Here is an 18729-nt window from a genome sequence, read left to right on the forward strand (position 1 = left end):
GAGCGGTCGAATCGTGGCTGCCTTCGTCATAATCGTGACGCTTTCACGCATTCGGGTTGGCGAGGTTGACGGTAGGGCCGCAGTCGGGGCCAGCAACCGCCCGCTACCGCACGTTATCGTCAAGGAACAAAGCCGCTGGATGCGCGTTCGATAGGCCCTCACGTTTTCTCGCAAACGAACGCGGCCGCGTCTGAAATCGGCCCGGTCACCGGGATGTGCACGCCACCTCCGGAACCCCGCCAAGGCGCCTCGCATTCGGCCAGAAACACCATCACGAACAGGAGCAGAGCATGGCAAAGATCGCATTTTTAGGCATGGGCGCGATGGGCTCGCGGATGGCGCGGACCCTTCTGGATGCGGGCCACGATCTGATCGTCTGGAACCGGACGCCGGAGCGCTGCGCGCCGCTCGTCGAGGCCGGGGCCACGCAGGCTGACACCCCGCGCGACGCTGCAGCACAGGCCGAGTTCACGATCTCGATGCTGCGCGACACCGAGGTCTCGCGCGAGGTCTGGTGCGACCCGGAAACCGGCGCTTTCGCCGGGCTTCCCGAAGAGGCCATCGCGATCGAAAGCTCGACCATCACGCCAGAGGGGGCGGCAGAGCTCGCCAGCTTTGCCACCGCGCAGCAGCGGCGCTTTGTCGAAGCGCCGGTCTCCGGCACGCTGCCGCAGGCGGAGAACGGTGTGCTGGTCTATTTCCTCGGCGGTGAGGCCGAGACCGCCAAGCGCGTGCATGACGTGCTGGACCCGCTCGCCAAGGCGCAGCACCATGTCGGGACCTGGGGCATGGGCGCGCGGATGAAGCTCGCCACGAATGCGATGCTGGGCGTTCAGGTCGCCGCTTGGGCGGAGATCATTCCGATGCTGGAGCGCGGCGGCATGGATGTCGATCTTGCGCTGGAGGCGCTGTCCTCCACCCCGATCTGGACGCCGAACGCGCCCTATATCACCGGCACGATGCAGCGCTCGGACTTCACGCCGCAATTCCCCGTCGATCTGATCTCAAAGGACTTCCGCTATGCCATCGCCGAGGGTGGCGAAGCGCGGATGCCGATGACCGAGGCCGCGAAACGCCTCTTTGCGCGGGCCAGCGAGGCCGGTCATGGCGCGGAGAACATGACCGGCGTCGTGCAGGTGAACCGCGACTGACGCGCCCTCAGCCTGCCGATTGCGGGATCAGGATGCGGTCGAAGAAATCCGCGACCGCGTCCACCGCGTCGAGCGGCAAGACCTGCGCGACATATTGATCGGGCCGCAGCACCAGCAAGGCGCCCTGCGCCCGGTCGATGCCGCGAAGGTCGAAAATGTCCGGGCCGGTGACGGCGGGGCAGAAGGCCTTCTCGTAATCGACCAGCCCGTAACGCCCCTTCTTGGGACGCAGGAGCGCGGGCAGCGCCTCGATGCGCATCTTGCGATGGGGCGTCTGGAAGACCGCGCGCAGGTCGATGACGCTGTCGATATCCGCGCCCTCCGGCGTGAAGCGGTGAATGAGCCCCTCCGGCCCATCGAGCCGGTCGCATAGCTGCGCGATCGCTCCGCCCGCGTCGCCGGTGTCTCCCGTCGGCGCAAACGCCAGCAGCCGCCAGCGCCCGTCCGCCTTGAACGCATGGCCCAGCTGCACGGGCTTTGCATCCGCCAAACGCACCACCGGCGCGGAGTGGAAGCGCTTGCCCACGACCTGCCCGGCAGCCAGCGCCTGATGCGCTGCACCGCCAATCAAAAGCCCCGGCGCGTATTGCGTCTCGACCCCAGCCGTATAGCGCCCGTGTTTCTGGAAATAGGCCTGAAACTGCGCCTCTTCCTCCTTGGTCTGCGGCTTCGCGCTGAACAGCCGCGCCATGTCGCGGTCGAAGTCGATCAGTTCCTGCCCCTTGGCCTGCCGCTCCGCCGAATAGGTCCGCAACAGCTCTGGCCGCGCCTGTCCGCGCAGCACGGCAGCCAGTTTCCAGCCGAGGTTGAACGTGTCGGCCATCGAGACGTTCATACCCTGCCCCGCCTTCGGGCTATGGGTGTGGCAGGCGTCGCCCGCGATGAAGATGCGCGGCTCGGTCACGCCGTCGCCGCCCCCGTCGCTGTCGTCGAACCCGTCGCAGACACGCTGGCCGATCTCATAGGCCGACCACCATGCGACCTCCTTCACATCGAGACTGTAGGGGGAGAGGATCGCCTGCGCTTTCTCGATCAGCATCTCGGCGCTGACATTGCGATCCGCGGCGCGCTCGTCGCCATGCAGCGCGTCGAGCTCGATATAGAGCCGCACCAGATAGCCGCCTTCGCGCGGGATGATCAGGATGCTGCCCTCGGTTGCCGACTGGATCGCCGCCTTGAGCCGGATATCGGGGAAGTCGGTGACCGGCAGCACATCCATCACGCCCCAAAGCTGGCGCGCGGATTCGCCGTGCAATTCGTGCCCGATAGATTTGCGCACCGTGCTGCGCGCCCCGTCGCAGCCGACGACATAGCGCGCGCGGATCGTCTCGGTCTCGCCCGGCGCATCGAGGCAGTCGAATATCGCGACGAGCGGATAATCGGGGTCGTCGGTGCGGGTGAGCGTGGTCAGCGCGCGATCGTAATCCGGGGTCAGACGGCGTGCACCGTTTTGCATCTTCTCGAGGTAGAAATCATGGACCCGCGCCTGATTGAGGATGACATGCGGCATCTCTGAGAGGTCATCGGCCACGTCCTGAATCCGGTCGGCCCGCTGCAGCCCCTCGCCTTGCACGCCGGGCCGCCAGAAGGCGACCTCATTCACCCAATAGCCTTCCTTCATCACCTTCTCGGCGAAGCCGAAAGCCTCGAACATCTCGACCGAGCGGCAGGCGATGCCGTCCGCCTGCCCGACTTCGAGCGGGCCGGATTTGCGCTCGGTGATGCGCACGGAAATCTCGGGGAAGGCTGCAAGCTGCGCCGCAAGGGTCAGCCCCGCCGGGCCGCATCCGACGATCAGCACATCGACCTTGTCGAGCGTCTCCCCCGCCTGCGGATGACGCGGCGCGATGGCCGGATCGCCGGTAGTGAACCCGTTCAGATGAAATTGCATAGCGCGCCCTCCCAGTTGATATGCATACTTACCATTACCGAAAAGGCTGGCGTCACGTCAATATGGTAAGTATACATATCGAATAGCCCCCCCAAACCGGAGCGCCCTCGATGAAACGCGATCTCGAATCCCTGCCCGGCCACCTGATCCGGCGGCTGAACCAGCGCTCGACGGCGGTGTTTCAGAAGCGGATCAAGGACGCCCCGGTGGAACTGACCTCGGTGCAATTCGCGGCGCTCGACGCTCTATCGCGTGAGCCGGGAATGGATCAGGCGCAGCTGGCCGCGCGCATCGCCTATGACCGCGCGACGATCGGCGACGTGGTGAAGCGGCTGGTGCAGAAGGGGCTGGTGGCGCGGGCCGTCAGCGAGACGGATCGGCGCGCCCGCAGCCTGCATCTGACGCCGGAAGGGACCGCGGCACTGGAGGGTGCGCGGCCCGTAGTGACGCGGCTGCAGGCGGAGATTCTGGAAGGGTTGAGCGAGGAAGAGGCCGCGCAGTTCATTGCGCTTGCCCGCAAGGCGGTCGCCCCGCAGGACTGAAAAAGGGAGGCGGATCGCGCCGCCTCCCCCAATTCTTTCCGTCCGGACGAGCTCAGCCCTTCTTCAGGTCGAGCTTGTCCATCGGCATCGAACGCACGCGCTGCCCGGTCAGCGCCGAGACCGCATTGGCGATCGCCGGCGGCACGGCGGGCAGCGGCGGCTCGCCCACGCCGCCCATCTTCGCGCCGCTCTCGATCACCTTCGCATGGATGCGCGGCGCCCGCGCCCCACCGAGGATCGGGTAGTAGTCGAAGTTGCGCGCGGTCGGCTCGCCGTTCTTGTAGGCGACCTCTTCGATCAGCGCCTCGGAGGTGCCGAGCGTGGCCGCCCCCATGATCTGCGCCTTGATGATCGACGGGTTCACGATGCTGCCCGGGTCGAGCACGTCCCAGATGTCATGCACGACGATCTGGCCGTCCTGTATCGAGACCTCGGCAATCGCCGCCGCCTCGCTGCCGAAGGGCGACGCCATCGCGACACCGCGGGCGCGGCGGGTGCCGTCCTCGGCGTCGAAGGGGCCACGCTTCCAGCCGCCCGAGAGATCGCCCACGGCTTTGAGCAGATTAGTCAGACGCTCATTCCCTTCGAGCAGCTTCATGCGCAGCTCATAGGGGTCCTGCCCGCCCGCATCGGCCATCTCGTCGAGGAAGGCCTCATAGAAGAAGTCGTTCATCGAATGACCGACCGAGCGCCAATAGGCGAGCGAGGTCGGGTTCTCGACATAGTTCTGCGCGATGCGGCGGTTCGGGATCGCGTAGCTCTTGCCGGTCAGCCCCTCGACGGCCATCGCATCGACCTTGTCGGGGTTGTGGCCGTTGAGCGCCTCGGTCGGACCTTCACAGGCGGAGATCGCCTCCAGCGCCACCGGCATGCCCTGATCGTCCAGCGCACCACGGAAACGCACCGCCGCCATCGGACGCAGCGGATCGCGCAGGAATTCCTGCTCGCGCGTCCAGATCACCTTGATCGGCTTGCCGACCTCTTTCGCAAGCTGGACCGCCTGCGGGAAGGGGTTCGCCGCGGGGTACAGGAAGTGCCGCCCGAAGAAACCACCGAGCATCGGCGAGTTGACCTTTACCTGCTCGGGCTTGATGCCCGCCGCATCCGCGATCTGGGCCTGGAACTGCTCGGGCGCCTGATTGGGCAGCCAGATGTCGAGCGTGCCATCCTCGTTGAACCGCGCCAGTGTCGAGGCAGGCTCGATCTGGGCGTGGTGCAGGTATTGGCTCTGATAGGTCGCATCGACCGTCTTCGCAGCCCCGTCGAAGCCCGACGCGATGTCGCCTTCGCTCTCGGCCTCGGTGCCGTCGCCTTTTGTATTGGCCAGTTGCTTGGCGAACTCCTCGGTCGAGAAATCGGCGGGCATGTAGCGGATCTTGGACTTCTCGTCCTCGCTCGGCTCCTGCCAGTCGACCTTGGCAGCTTCGACCGCCGTCTTCGCATCCCAGAACCGCTCGGCCACGACAGCCACCGCCCCGTCGAGCTTGTGAACCGACATGACGCCGGCCATGCCCTTCACCTCGTCGAGGTTGCTGATGTCGCCGGGCTTGAGACCCAGACGTGGCGCGTGCTGGACGGCGGCGTGCAGCATCCCGTCGACCTTGGCATCCATCGCATAGATCGCCTTGCCGGTCGATTTCTCGTAGACATCGACGCGTTTCACCGGCTCGCCGATCCACTTGAAGTCTTTCGGGTCTTTCAGCGTCACGGAGTCGGGGCTCGGCACCTCCTGGTCGAGCGCATCGCCCGCCAGTTCGCCATAGCCCAGCGACTTGCCGGAGGCCTTGTGGACCACCTTGCCCGGCTCGGTCGAGAGGTCAGAGACCGGCGCGTCGAGCTTCTTCGCCGCCGCTTCCAGCATCATCTGCCGTGCCGCCGCACCGAGCTTGCGCATCGTGTCGTAGCTGGTGCGCACCGACATCGAGCCGCCGGTGATCCGCATCTTGCCGTAGACCACGAGGTAATCGCTGCCCGCGGGCGCGTTCTCGACGATGAAGCTATCGGGGGCGACGTCCATTTCCTCGCCCACGATCTGCGCCATCGCGGTAAAGACGCCCTGCCCGCCTTCGTTGAACGGGCTCAGCAGACGGACCTTGCCGTCTTTGCGCAGCTCGAGGAAGGCCGGAACGTTCGAGCCGGGCGGCATGTCTTTCGCAGCGGCGGCGGCTGCCTTGTTCGGCGCGACGCTCAGGCCGAAGCCCAGCACGAGCGAGCCCGCGGTGATGCCGGCCGAGGCCAGCAGGAAGCGGCGGCGCGAGACGTTCTCGGGCGCGCCGGTCGGGTAGCCGGGATCGGAGATTTTGGGATCGTGGTCGTTCATTGCGCATCCCCCGCTTTCGCTGCATCGGTACCGGCAATCGAGGCGATCGTGTCGTTGATCGCGTTATAGGTGCCGCAGCGGCACAGGTTGGTCATAGCTGCCGTGATGTCATCTTCGGTGGGCTTGTCGTTGGACTTCAGCAGCGAGGTCGCCGCCATCACTTGACCGGACTGGCAATAGCCGCATTGCGGCACTTCCTTATCGACCCAGGCCTCGACGACACGCTTGCCGACGGGGTCGTTCTCGATCTCTTCGATCGTGGTGACTTCGCTGTCGCCCACGGCGCTGACGGGCAGGACACAGCTGCGCTGCACCATCCCGTCGAGCAGCACCGAACAGGCGCCGCATTGTGCGATCCCGCAGCCGAATTTCGTGCCGGTCATGCCGAGCTCATCGCGGATCACCCAAAGGAGCGGGGTATCCGGGCCGGACTGCACGTCGACGGACTTGCCGTTGATTTTCAATTTCATGAATTCCTCCTCGCCGTTTCATCGGTGAGCGCTCGCGCGGCGCTGGTTGGCCGCTCTCCACCTAGGGCACGAGTGGCGCGAGGCACTAAATTTTCGTGAAAACTTCGCGAGAAAATGGAACCGCCGGGGATACCGGCGCGTCAACGCGGCGCGGCGCCCTGCCCTCGTGTCGATCCCGTGAAGGCAGGGAAACCGCGCGTCGCGCCAGAGGTCTTTGGAAGGTCTGCGCTCAGCCGCGCCAGGTGCGGACAGGACCGCAATCGACATGCACGAAATGCTCGCTCGGATAGTAGCCGACACCGCCGCCACGGATGCGCAGGGCCACTTTGTGCAGCATGCTGGTCGAGACATGCGGATGCGTCAGATCGAGCGCCTCGCCCCGCATGTGGTAGCTATGCGTCGCGCCATGCACGAGACGGTTCGTCTTCGGCGTGCGATAGCCCGACACCAGCATCAGCGGCGTGCTTTGCTCGAGCATGTTCTGCATGTTGTAGGCGATGTTGACCGTACGATTGTCGATCTTCACCTCTTTTTCCTGACGCCAATCGCGGGCGATCCGGTAGAACTCGCGCATCGCGTCGTCGTCATACTGGCCCTTCGCGAAATAGACCGCGTCGAAATTCTCGTTGGTATGCGGATTGTGGAAGCGCAGGCGGCGCTCGTCCGTCTGGCCTGCCTGTGCCGGGGTGACGATATAGGGGGTTGCGAGGGCGCCCGCCGCGCCCAGGAGAAACTCGCGACGGAGCAGTCCTGATGCCTTTGCCATGATAGATGTCCCTTCGAATGCGTGTCGAAGGGCGCAAATTCGAAATTTCGGCGACGAACAAAAGGGCCGCACACGGTTCCATCGATGGAACCAGCAGCCAAATGCCGAGAGCTCAGCGGGGACCTGCCGACAGACGCCTCCACCTCAAGGTCATCTGAACGGATGTTACCTCTTGAAACCCGCGCAGCCCTTGCAGGTCACGCAGGCGCGAGGGAGCGCGAGGACAGCCTCACACGGGGGAGAGGCCGGATTTTGGCTTCCGGACACGTCACCGCACCTGAAACCACCACCCGATTCGCCCCGTGGAGACTTGGACCCCACGAAGACGCAGCAGCTTCGCGGCGCGCCTTTCGGTCACCTGTAAGTCTCGTCCAACGCCGAATGTCGACATGGGTTCCCGAAAAAATCGGCGCGCGTGTGGGATTGGTCGCAACCGCAAGCGGGGAACAGCGCGCAGCCGTGGGCGTTCGTCCCTGCGCGCCCGCCGCGCCCGCCCCTCTTCCTCCGACCGCCGAAAGGATCGCATCCATGCCCGAGCACCCCACACCGACCGAACGCGAGGCGATGGCCCGCTTAATCGCCAAAGCGAAAGAGGCCGCACAGGAGCCGGGCAAGGCGGGGATCGCCGCCGCGATCCTGCGCGACGGGGAGATCATCGCCGAGGGGGAGAATGAGGTGCATCTGAACTGCGACCCGACCCGCCATGCCGAAATCGTGGCGATCGCGAAAGCGACACGGGCGCAGGACGACCCGTCTCTCGAGGGCTGCGTGCTTTTGACGACCCTGCAGCCCTGCGAGATGTGCCTCTCGGCGGCGCGGTTCTCCGGGATCAAGCGGATCATCTTCGGCGCGCAGAAGGAGAATGTCGCGGGGAAGTATTTCGTGTTCCCCGATTTGACGCTGACCAAATTCCGCGACGCAGGCGAGGCCTTCGAAGCGATCGGCGGCGTGCTGGAGGAGGATGTCGTCGCGCTTTATGTCGATGGCGAGGAGTGACGCCTTTCTAAGCTAAGCGGATAGCAAAAAGGCGGGGCCGCGGCCCCGCCTTTTCCTTTGGTCTGTCTTACGTTCAGCTTAGCGGCCGATGCTTTTCGCCGAGGCCATGCCCGGCGCTTTCGATTCACCGCCCAGCTTGTCGCGGACCGCTTTCTCGATGCGCGCGCCGATATCGCCGTCGATGTTGCGCCAGTACTCAAACGCACGCTGTAAAATCTTCTCGCTCACACCGTCGCAGAGGTGACCGGTGACGTTGTTCACGAGACGCTCGCGCGCCGCGTCGTCCATCACGTCCCGCACCAGCGCACCTGCCTGGCTCCAGTCGTCGTCATCCTCGCGCAGCGTGTAGGCCTGACGGACCATCTCGCCATCGGAGTACCACAGACCGGCTTCGGATTTCTGCGGATGCGCTTCCGGCCCGCCATAGGAGTTCGGGAAATAGACCGGGTCTTCGGACTTGTTGACCCGCAGCGCGCCGTCCTTGGTGTAGGCGTTGGTCTCGGCCTGCGGCTTGTTCACCGGGATCTGCTTGTAGTTCACCCCGAGCCGCGCGCGGTGCGCATCGGCATAGGAGAAGCCACGTGCCAGCAGCATCTTGTCGGGCGAGAGACCCACGCCGGGGACCATGTTGTTGGGCTCGAAGGCCGCCTGCTCGATTTCGGTGTGGAAATCGGTCGGGTTGCGGTCGAGCACCATCTTGCCAACCTCGATCAGCGGATAATCCTTGTGCGGCCAGACTTTCGTCAGATCGAACGGGTTGATGCGATAGGTCTTGGCATCCTCGAAGGGCATGATCTGGAAATAGAGCGTCCAGCTGGGAGCGTTGCCCTCGGAGATCGCGTTGAACAGGTCGCGGCGGTGATAGTCGCTATCGGCGCCCGCCATCTCGTCCGCTTCTTCCTGCGTGAAATGCGCGTTGCCGTCGCCCTGATCGGTCTTGAAGTGGAACTTCACCCAGAACATCTCGCCCGCGTCATTGACGAGCGAATAGGTGTGGCTCGAATAGCCGTTCATCTCGCGCCAGGTCCGCGGGATGCCGCGATCGCCCATCAGATAGGTGACCTGATGCGCGCTCTCGGGCGAGAGGGTCCAGAAGTCCCACTGCATGTCGTGGTCGCGCAGACCGTTATCGGCACGGCGCTTCTGGCTGCGGATGAAGCTCTGGAATTTCAGCGGGTCGCGCACGAAGAAGATGGGAGTGTTGTTGCCCACCATGTCGAAGTTGCCTTCCTCGGTATACATCTTCACCGAGAAGCCGCGCGGGTCGCGCCAAGTGTCGGGGCTGCCGCGCTCGCCTGCGACGGTCGAGAACCGCGCCACGATGTCGGTCTTCGCACCCGGCTGGAACACCTTCGCCTTGGTGTATTTCGAGACGTCGCCCGTCACGGTGAAATGGCCGAACGCGCCCGAGCCCTTGGCGTGGGGCTGGCGCTCCGGGATGCGCTCCCGGTTGAAATTCGCCATCTGCTCGATGAGGTAGTGATCGTTCAGAACGATCGGACCATCGGAACCGACCGTGAGCGAATGTTCGAGACTTTGGACGGGGGCGCCCCCGTCTGTGGTGGCGGGGCGTCCGCGCTTGTCGTTCGTCATGTCGGAACCTCAGATTTTGGAAAATATCGGTTCGGAAACGCAGGGGGCGTGGCGCAGTTCCTTGAAGTTTCCACGACTGAATTCACGGCTCCGATATGTTGTTCGAAATGCGTGCGGCCCGTCCCGATCCGGCCCTTAACGGCTTACGCTTGGGAACCGATTACACTGCGGCGCATTGATCCCGTTGGCGCGTCGCCGTTTCTTCCGCACATGGAGCCTCCCCCTATGACCCCGAGTTCGCTGCGTTTCGATCCGTATGCGGGGCGACCCGATACTCTTGGCGCGCGCGTCACCGGAGACGGTGTGAATTTCGCGATTTTCTCCGAAGAGGCCGAGAAGGTGGAGCTGTGCCTTTTCGACCATGAGGGCCAGGAAGAACTCGCGCGGCTGGAGATGCCGCAGCAGGAGGGCGGGATCTGGTTCGGCCATCTGCCCGGCGCGCAGGAAGGCCTCGCCTATGGTTACCGCGTCCACGGGCGGTTTGCGCCCGAGGAAGGGCTGCGCTTCAATCCGAACAAGCTGCTGCTCGACCCCTATGCGATGGCGATGCGGGGCTATCTGAAATGGGATGACGCGCTATTCGGCTATCCCATCGGTGGCTCCGATCTGAAACAAGACACCCGCGACTCCGCCCCGTTCATGCCGAAAGCCATCGTCGTCGACACGCAGTTCGACTGGGATCAGGATCAGGTGCTGCACCGCCCGTGGTCGGAAACCGTGATCTACGAGGCCCATGTGAAGGGCCTGACGATGCGCCATCCCGGCGTCGTTCAGGCCGATCGCGGAACCTTCCGCGCGCTCGCCTCGCCGCCGATCATCGACCACCTGCTGACGCTCGGCGTGACCACGATCGAACTCCTGCCGATCCATGCCATCGTGCAGGATCGCCACTTGGTCGAGAACGGCCTGTCGAACTACTGGGGCTACAACTCCATCGGGTTCTTCGCGCCCAATCGCAGCTATCTCGCCGGCGAGGACGTGCGCGAGGTGCGCGCCGCAGTAAAACGCTTCCACGAGGCCGGGATCGAAGTGATCCTCGACGTGGTCTACAACCACACCGCCGAGGGTAACGAGCTCGGCCCGACGCTCAGCTTCAAGGGCATCGACAACCGCAGCTACTACCTGCTGTCGCCGGAGAACAAACGCCACGGCTTCGACACGACCGGCACCGGCAACACGCTCAACGTGGCCCATCCGATGGTCCTGCGCCTCGTGATGGACAGCCTGCGCTACTGGGTGGAGGCGGTCCACGTCGACGGCTTCCGCTTCGACCTCGCCTCGACACTTGGCCGCGAACCCGACGGCTTCGAGCGCGAGGGCGCCTTCTTCAACGCGATCCGGCAGGACCCGGTGCTCTCCGGCGTAAAGCTGATCGCCGAGCCGTGGGATATCGGTGAAGGCGGCTATCAGGTGGGCGGCTTTCCCTGGCCCTTCCGCGAATGGAACGACAAGTTCCGCGATGACACCCGCGCGTTCTGGCGCCGCGATCCGGGGCTCTTGCCGAAAATCTCCCAGCGGCTGATGGGCTCGCCGGTGCAGTTCGACCACACGCATCGCCCCGCGACGTCGTCGATCAACTTCCTTGCTGCCCATGACGGGTTCACGCTCTGGGATGCGCTCAGCTACAACCACAAGCACAACGAGGCCAATGGCGAGGGCAATCGCGACGGCCACGACCATAACCTGTCCGACAATATGGGCGTCGAAGGGCCGAGCGAAGATCCCGAGATCAACGCCGCCCGCCTGCGTAGGGCGCGCGCGATGCTGGGCTCGCTGCTGGTCAGCCACGGCGTGCCGATGATCCTCGCAGGCGACGAAATGGGTCAGAGCCAGAACGGCAACAACAACGCCTATTGTCAGGACAACGAGACGACCTGGATCGACTGGGAGGGCGCACGGACCGATCTGCGCGACAGTTTCAGTGCGATGGTCGCGTTCCGGCAGGACTGGCGCTACCACCTCGCCCCGCCCGCCTTTGCCCCTAACGCCGCGACCCCGGTCAGCGATTGGTGGCACGCGTCGGGGCGGCAGATGGAGGATGGCGACTGGCAGGAAGCGGGGCTGTGCTGCGTCGGATTGCGGCACCGGTTGGCAGGCTACCCCGAGCTGCTGATCGTCGCCAATGCGGGCGACGCCTGCGAGTTCACCCTGCCCGGCTACGGCTGGCACCATATCCTCGACACGACGCGGGATCAGCCGCGCTGCGACGAGGCAGTCGACGCGGTTCAATCGCTGCCCTGGCAATCGTTGCACGCGTTCTGTCGTGAGGGCGAAGCTGCGATCGACGAGGGCGACGCGTGACGGCGGCAGGCGATCGGCGGCCCCTTCGCTGGGGCGCGCATCCGGGAACGGAGGGTGACTGGGACTTCGCCATCTGGGCCCCTGCCGCAAAGCGCGCGGAGCTGATGCTGGACAGAGCGGCACATGACATGACACCGGTCGGAGACGGCGGCTGGCAGGTCTCAGTCGCGGCCCGCGACGGACTGCCCTACGTATTCCGCCTCGACGGCACCGACTACCCCGATCCGGCCGCACGCCGCCAGCAAGGCGATGTTCACGGCCCCTCCCTGACCCACGACCCGGCCACTTTCGATTGGGGCGCGCCGTGGAGCGGGCGCCCATGGGACGAGGCGGTGATCCTCGAAATCCATATCGGCACCTTCACCCCCGAGGGCACGTTCGCGGCAGCGGCCGACCGCCTGCCCGAACTTGCCGATCTCGGCATCACGGCCATCGAGATCATGCCGGTCTCGCAGTTCCACGGTGCTCATGGCTGGGGCTATGACGGAGTTTTGCTGCGCGCTCCGCATCCCTCCTATGGCAGTCCCGACGAGATGCGCGCCTTCATCCGCACAGCGCAAAGCCACGGGATCATGGTGATCCTCGATCTGGTGTTGAACCATTTCGGCCCGTTCGGGAACTACCTGCACGCCTATGCGCCCCAGACCTTCGGCGGGGAGGCCACGCCATGGGGCGATGCGATCGACTTCACCCGGCCCGAGGTACGCGCGCTGCTGCGCGAGACAGCGACGGGATGGATCGACGAGTATCGGCTCGACGGGCTGCGACTGGATGCAGTCCACGCGATCCGCGACCCGTCCGAGCCGCATTTCCTGATCGAGCTTTTGCAAACGATCCGCGCACAGGATCGAGGCCGTCCGATCCACCTGATCCTCGAAGACGAGCGCAACCTCCCCGATCTGCGCGACGGCGGGTATGACGCGCAGTGGAACGACGATTGGCATAACGCGCTGCATGTTGCGCTGACCGGCGAGACACAGGGTTATTACGAGGCCCATGCCACCGACCCGTTCGGTGACCTTGCGCGGGCAATGGCGCGGGGCCAAGTCGAGGAAGGCCAGACGCGGGCCGACGGGACGAAAGCGCGCGGCGCGCCCGCCGCCCATTTGCCATGGTCCGCTTTCGTGAACGCCAACCTCACCCATGACCAAGCGGGCAACCGCCCCGGGGGCGAGCGCCTACTGAGCCTGATCGGCGACGAGGCGGGTGCGGTGATCCATGCGCTGTTGCTGCTGATGCCCTTCACGCCGATGCTGTTCATGGGCGAAGAGGTTGGCTCGACCGCGCCCTTCCCCTTCTTCGCCGATCCGCCGCCGGGCGCCGTCGCCGCGCTGCGCGCAGGCCGGACGAAAGAGCTGCAAAGCATCGGCTACGACACGGGGGCGATGATCGACCCGGCTTCGCCCGAGACACCGCGCCTGTGCTACCCTTACCGCGACACCGGTCCCCGCGGTCAGGAGTGGCTGCAGCTGACGCGCGAACTTCTGAGCCTGCGTCGGGCGCATGTGCTGCCGCTTTCGCGCAGCGGCAAAACCGGGCCCGGCGAGGTCACGCGCCACGGGGCAAAGGCCTTCCACGCGCGCTGGCCTTTCGCAGCGGGGACGCTCGATAGTCTCGTCAGCCTCGGGGCACCCGCCTCCAATGCGCCGCGCCGGGAGCCAGCGCTATTCTCGATGGGCGACCCGCGCCGGGACGCCTTCGCCATCGACATGAGGATTGAGTGATGCCGTCCGATCTGCCCGCTGCCACCGCCCACCCCATGATCGCGACCTACCGGCTGCAATTGCGAAACGGCATCGACTTCGCGGCTGCGAAAACCTTCCTGCCCTATCTCGCGGATCTTGGCGTGAGCCATCTCTACCTGTCGCCGATCTTCACCGCGACCGCGGGGTCGACCCACGGCTACGACGTTGCCAATCCGCAGGAGATCGACCCGGCGCTTGGCGGCGAGGACGGGTTTCGTGCGCTGTCGGAGGCGGCGCAGGCGCTGGGGCTCGGCATCGTGCTCGACCTCGTGCCGAACCACACCGCACTCTCGCTCGACAATCCGTGGATGCGCGACGCGATGCGCCATGGCCCCGACAGCGCCTATGCCGATTACTTCGCGATAGACTGGTCGCAAAGACTGATCCTGCCTTTCCTGCCGGAGCCGCTCGACGACATGCTGGCGAAGGGCGAGCTGCGACTGACTGAGGATCACGGTGGCGCGGTGGAATGGGAGGGCGGCTGGCTGCCGCTCGCGCCCGGCACGGAGGCGCTGGGAGACATCGCTGCGGTCCTGACGCACCAGCACTGGCAGCTGCGCGACTGGACGCGCGAACGCGGCGCGCTCTCGCATCGGCGCTTCTTCAACGTCACCGGGCTGATCGGGATGCGCATCGAGGATCCGGCGGTATTCGCCGCGATGACGGAACTGCCTGCGCGACTGGTGCGCGAGGGGCTCGCCCACGCGCTACGGATCGATCACATCGACGGGCTGGCCGATCCCGCCACCTATCTGGAGCGGCTGCGCCAGACGGTCGGCGATGCGGTCCCGGTCTGGGTCGAGAAGATTCTGACCGACGATGAGGCGATGCCCGCCGGGTGGCAGACCGACGGCACGACCGGATACGAGGCCGGACGGCAGATTTGCTGTCTGCTGACCGAACCCGAAGGCTTCGCGCGGCTCGACGCACTTTGGCGCGACCGCACCGGCGGCTGCGACGATTACGAGACGATGTGCCGCGAGGCGCGCGCGCAGGTGATCCCCGAAGACCTCGCGGCCGAGTTGCACCAACTGATCGACCTTGCGCAGGCGGCGCTCGTGGTGGATCGGCTCGACCCGCCGGATGCCGAGACGCTGCGCGAGGCGATGCTGGCGCTCCTGATCTTCTTCCCGCGCTATCGCAGCTATATCACCACGCCGCCCGCGACACCCGAGGACCGCGCCATCATTGAAGAGACGGTGGAAGCTGCGGCAGAGACCTTGCCGCAACGCGAGGCGCTCGATCTGCTTGCCGGGCTGCTGCTCGACAGGACGGACAAGCCGAGCCTCAAGTTCCGCATTCGGTTTCAGCAGGTGACGGGCGCGGTGGTCGCCAAGGCGCAGGAGGACACCGCCTTCTTCCGCCACACCCGTTACCTCGCCGCGAACGAGGTCGGCGCGGAACCCGATACGCCGCTGCTGGATGCGGAAGGGCTGAACGCGTGGTTCTCCAGCGCACAGGGGCAGCGGGACACGGCGCTGACGCTCACCTCGAGCCACGACACGAAACGCGCTGAGGACACACGGATGCGGATCGCCGCGATCTCGCACTATCCCGAGACCTTCGGCGCTTTGTTCGATACCGCGATGCAGGACGCCGCACTCTCGGATGCCGGTTTCGTCTGGTATGCCACGCAAAGCCTTCTGGGCATCTGGGACGATCCCGCGCCCGGTCCGGAGCTGTGCGACCGCCTGACCGAGCATCTGCGCAAAGCGCTGCGCGAGGGCGGGGAGATCACGCGCTGGTCCTTCCCCGACATCGAAGCCGAGGACGCCGCACTGGACACCGCGCGGCGCATCTGCGCGGCGTGGGAGGCGCAGCCGCCAGCCGAACTCGCGCCCCTGATCGCGACGGGACAGCGGCTGTCGCTGCTGCAACTGGCGCTGAAGATGATGCTGCCCGGCATGCCCGACATCTACCAGCGCGGGGAGCGCGCCCTCTACGAATTGACCGATCCCGACAATCGCCGCCCTTTCGCTTTGCCGGAAACCCTGACGTCCTTCGAGCAGGCGAAATCGGACGCCACCCGGCGCCTTCTGAAGCTGCGACGACAGGCGGAGGACGTGTTCCGCGCAGGCACCGCCGAGGCGGCAGAGCGTGACGGTATCTTTACGCTCACCCGTCGCGCGGGCGGGCGCGAAATCACCCTGCGCTTCCGTCGTGACCTTCGCGATCTGAGCGATGGCGTGTTCTTCGAGATTCGCGATTCGGCAGCAGAGGACACTGCCACCCGCCTCGCATTTCCGCCGCCTGCCTAATTGATCGGCGGATTGGCGCGACCTGCTTTTTGACACATCGTCCGAGACCGCCCCCTAGACTCAAAGGGTTATCGAGCAGCTCTCGAAATGGTCAAAAAACACACGCGAAAATCTTACCGCGAACCGGCGGAAATCCGGGAACCGCGGACCCGTTTCATGGCTTTCATTTTTGAAAAGCGTTAAGCTTATTCACGTCGCAGCGTCACGGTGGAGGAGCTCTGATGCTGACTCAGAAAAGACCCAATTTATTGATCGGCTGTCTTCCAGTGGTCTTGGCCGGCGGGCGCGGAAAGCGTCTGTACGAGCTGACCGAGGAGAGTTGCAAACCTGCCCTGCCCTTTGGTGCCGGCGGACAGCGATTGGTGGATTTCACCCTTGCTTCGCTGCGTGCTGCCGGTTTCACACGGGCGATCATCGCGACCCAGTATCGCCCCGCGCCGCTGATCCGGCACCTGCGCGACAGATGGGCGGATGCGTTTCCCGACGGTCTGCTCATCCGCGATGCGACGCGGCTCTCGCGCGGCGGCTATCGTGGCACGGCCCATGCGCTTCTCGCCAATCTCGACCTGCTCGAGCGCGAAGGCGTTAACGACGTTCTGGTGATGCCCGCCGATCAGATTTGCGACATCGATCTGCGTCCGTTCATCCAGCGCCATCGCCTGAGCGACGCCCCCGCGACGCTGGTCGCTGCAACGCTCTCATCGTCGGATGCGGAGCATCATTCGGTGCTGGAAGTCGCGCGAGACGGGCATGTCAGCGCGCTCACCCATCGCCCGAGCGCGCCCGCCGAGATCGGCGAAAGCTCGGGTCGCAGCCTAGTTGCCACGGGGATCTACCTCTTCAAGACCGCATGGCTTCGCAAGGAACTGCCGGAGCTGTCGCGGGGCCAGTTCGATATTTCGATCGAGGCCGACCTGCTGGAAGCCGCGCTGCGCGAGAAGGCCCTGCAAGCCTACCGCCTGCCGCGCAGCGACGCCGGGCGCGAAGCCTATTGGCGCGATATCGACACGCTCGACGACTATCGCTCTGCGCTTCTGAATTTCGCGGCGCCGCAAGGTGGCACGACACGGGGAAGCCCGCCGCTGAGCTGCCTTCATCTCGAGGCGCAGCCGGGCGTCATCGGGGTCGGTCGGCGCTCCGCGTTGACGGCAAAAGGGGCCGTCTCGCGCGATTGCCACCTGACCGATACGCTGCTGGCGCCCGATGTCTCGTTGCCAGCCGGAACTATAGTCGAAGGGATCGGACGCACGAATATGCAATGGTTCCGCCGCAGCGGCGACACCAACCTGATCACGCAGGCGATGGTCGATCGCTCCAGAGAGCGGCTGCACTAGCTGCCAATTCCGAGACGCTTTCGGGCGCGGACCTTCAGCGGTCCGCGCCTTTTTCAGTCCCGCGCTATTCCACCGCCAGCCTGACACCGACCTCTGCCGGCGGCAGGTCGTCCGGGGCGAAATCGACCTCGGGCGCTGGCTCCGAGAGCCCCGCCATGCACATGCGATAGAGCTCTTCGTAACGGTCGACCATCCGCTCCACCCCGAAGCGGGCGACCGCCCGGTCGCGCACGAATTGTCGGTCGCAGGTCATCGCCTTGCGTGCAGCATTCGCGAGCGCGGACACGTCGCCTGTCGGCACGATCACGCCCGCCTCGCCCACGACCTCGCGCACCGCGCCGGAGTCGAAGGCAGCGACGGGCACGCCGCAGGACATCGCCTCGGCTGCGGCGAGCCCGAAGGGTTCATCCCAGACCGGCGTGAAGAAGCAGACCGACGCCCTGGCGACTTCGGCGCTCAGGTCCTCCGCCGTCAGATTGCCCCCATAGGTGATCTGCGACCCGAGATAGGGGGCGATGGTGTCGTCGAAATACGCACGATCCTCGATTGGCCCGTAAATCCGCAGCGGCAGCTCCGCGATCCGCGCGGCCTTCACGGCCTCGGCGGTGCCCTTGTTGGGAGTGATGCGCCCGAACCAGACCGCCGAGCCATCGGCATGAGGGCAGAAGCCCCAGACGCCGGTATCGATCCCGTTCGGCACGACATGGAAGGACAGGTCGCAGTCGGGCTTGGCCCAACGCTCTCGTTGCGCCCCCGTGCAGACCGTGAAACGACACCATGGCGCGCGGGCATCGTGGACGGCGTCGCGCAGCGTCTCGAGGGGCGGCACATGCAGGGAGGTCAGCATCGCGATCCGCTCCCGCCGCGCCAGCCGCGGCGGATAGCGGTGCAGCGAATTGTTGTGAATGATGTCGAAGCCCCCCGTCTCCAACTTCTGCAGGATGCCCGCGAAGGCGCTGTCGAGATGGGTATCGGGCACATCGGACTCGCGGCCGCCTTTCGACGGATAGGCGCTGTCGACATGGCGCTCCGTGACCGGATACAGCTCCACCCCTTCAGGCGGCTGACTGTCGCCCGACGCAAACAGTGTCACCTCATGCCCTCGCGCGACGAGGGCGCCTGCGAGCGCGTAGGAATGAGCCTCCATCCCACCCATGAAGGGCGCCGAAATGGGGTGACGGATTGGGGAAATGATAGCGATGCGCATGTGCCTCCCTTCCCGGAAACGCATGGGCTCCGGGCGATGAACGGGCTGTTTCGGTAATGGGACTTCAATCGTATCGTGTAGGGGAACCAATGGGTGCGACGCTTGTTCCTGCATCGCGGAGCCGATCGTGCAGAAAGTCTCGGCTGTTGCCCGAT

General features: G+C 65.4%; 13 protein-coding genes. 7 read left to right on the forward strand and 6 right to left on the reverse strand.

Annotated features, from left to right (window positions below):
- Nucleotides 1–290 precede the first annotated feature (290 nt).
- Entirely contained in the window at nt 291–1151 is an 861-nt protein-coding gene (locus BMI85_RS04085) for an NAD(P)-dependent oxidoreductase (protein ID WP_078599590.1), read from the forward strand.
- 7 nt (nt 1152–1158) lie between these two features.
- Here the strand turns inward: BMI85_RS04085 and BMI85_RS04090 are convergent, their stop codons facing one another.
- The gene (locus BMI85_RS04090; RefSeq protein ID WP_078599591.1) at nt 1159–3042 is read right to left on the reverse strand and encodes an FAD-dependent monooxygenase; all 1884 of its coding nucleotides are present in this window, start codon (nt 3040–3042) and stop codon (nt 1159–1161) included.
- A 110-nt stretch (nt 3043–3152) separates the two neighbouring features.
- On the opposite strand from BMI85_RS04090, the gene BMI85_RS04095 reads away from it, so the two are divergent.
- Entirely contained in the window at nt 3153–3584 is a 432-nt protein-coding gene (locus BMI85_RS04095; protein WP_078599592.1) for a MarR family transcriptional regulator, read from the forward strand.
- A 52-nt stretch (nt 3585–3636) separates the two neighbouring features.
- Here BMI85_RS04095 and BMI85_RS04100 read toward each other — a convergent pair whose 3' ends face one another.
- From BMI85_RS04100 to BMI85_RS04110, 3 genes are all read right to left on the reverse strand, one after another.
- On the reverse strand, nt 3637–5904 hold the full coding sequence (locus tag BMI85_RS04100; RefSeq protein ID WP_078599593.1) for a molybdopterin cofactor-binding domain-containing protein: 2268 nt from the start codon (nt 5902–5904) through the stop codon (nt 3637–3639).
- Entirely contained in the window at nt 5901–6374 is a 474-nt protein-coding gene (locus tag BMI85_RS04105) for a (2Fe-2S)-binding protein (protein ID WP_078599594.1), read from the reverse strand. Before BMI85_RS04105 ends, BMI85_RS04100 begins: the two co-directional genes overlap by 4 nt.
- A gap of 229 nt (nt 6375–6603) precedes the next feature.
- Entirely contained in the window at nt 6604–7140 is a 537-nt protein-coding gene (locus tag BMI85_RS04110) for a DUF882 domain-containing protein (RefSeq protein WP_078539890.1), read from the reverse strand.
- 528 nt (nt 7141–7668) lie between these two features.
- Between BMI85_RS04110 and BMI85_RS21335 the strand changes: the two genes are divergently transcribed.
- A complete protein-coding gene (locus BMI85_RS21335; protein WP_168174725.1) occupies nt 7669–8136 on the forward strand; it encodes a nucleoside deaminase in 468 nt (155 codons plus the stop codon).
- 78 nt (nt 8137–8214) lie between these two features.
- Here BMI85_RS21335 and BMI85_RS04120 read toward each other — a convergent pair whose 3' ends face one another.
- On the reverse strand, nt 8215–9729 hold the full coding sequence (locus BMI85_RS04120) for a catalase (protein ID WP_078599596.1): 1515 nt from the start codon (nt 9727–9729) through the stop codon (nt 8215–8217).
- Between the two features lie 225 nt (nt 9730–9954).
- Here BMI85_RS04120 and glgX point away from each other — a divergent pair, with 225 nt between their 5' ends.
- From glgX to BMI85_RS04140, 4 genes are all read left to right on the forward strand, one after another.
- Nucleotides 9955–12030 carry a glycogen debranching protein GlgX gene (gene glgX, locus BMI85_RS04125; protein WP_168174726.1) on the forward strand — a complete coding sequence of 692 codons (2076 nt, stop codon included), beginning with the start codon at nt 9955–9957 and terminating at the stop codon, nt 12028–12030.
- Complete coding sequence (gene treZ, locus BMI85_RS04130; protein ID WP_078599598.1) at nt 12027–13754, forward strand: malto-oligosyltrehalose trehalohydrolase; 1728 nt, start codon at nt 12027–12029, stop codon at nt 13752–13754. The genes glgX and treZ overlap by 4 nt, the downstream gene beginning before the upstream one ends.
- A complete protein-coding gene (treY, locus tag BMI85_RS04135) occupies nt 13754–16033 on the forward strand; it encodes a malto-oligosyltrehalose synthase (protein ID WP_078599599.1) in 2280 nt (759 codons plus the stop codon). The genes treZ and treY overlap by 1 nt, the downstream gene beginning before the upstream one ends.
- Before the next feature lie 221 nt (nt 16034–16254).
- A complete protein-coding gene (locus BMI85_RS04140; protein ID WP_078599600.1) occupies nt 16255–17367 on the forward strand; it encodes a sugar phosphate nucleotidyltransferase in 1113 nt (370 codons plus the stop codon).
- Between the two features lie 64 nt (nt 17368–17431).
- Here the strand turns inward: BMI85_RS04140 and BMI85_RS04145 are convergent, their stop codons facing one another.
- Complete coding sequence (locus BMI85_RS04145; protein WP_078599601.1) at nt 17432–18688, reverse strand: glycosyltransferase; 1257 nt, start codon at nt 18686–18688, stop codon at nt 17432–17434.
- Nucleotides 18689–18729: the final 41 nt, after the last annotated feature.

Origin of the sequence: Thioclava sp. DLFJ4-1, from assembly GCF_002020145.1 — a bacterium.
Taxonomy (GTDB): domain Bacteria; phylum Pseudomonadota; class Alphaproteobacteria; order Rhodobacterales; family Rhodobacteraceae; genus Thioclava; species Thioclava sediminum.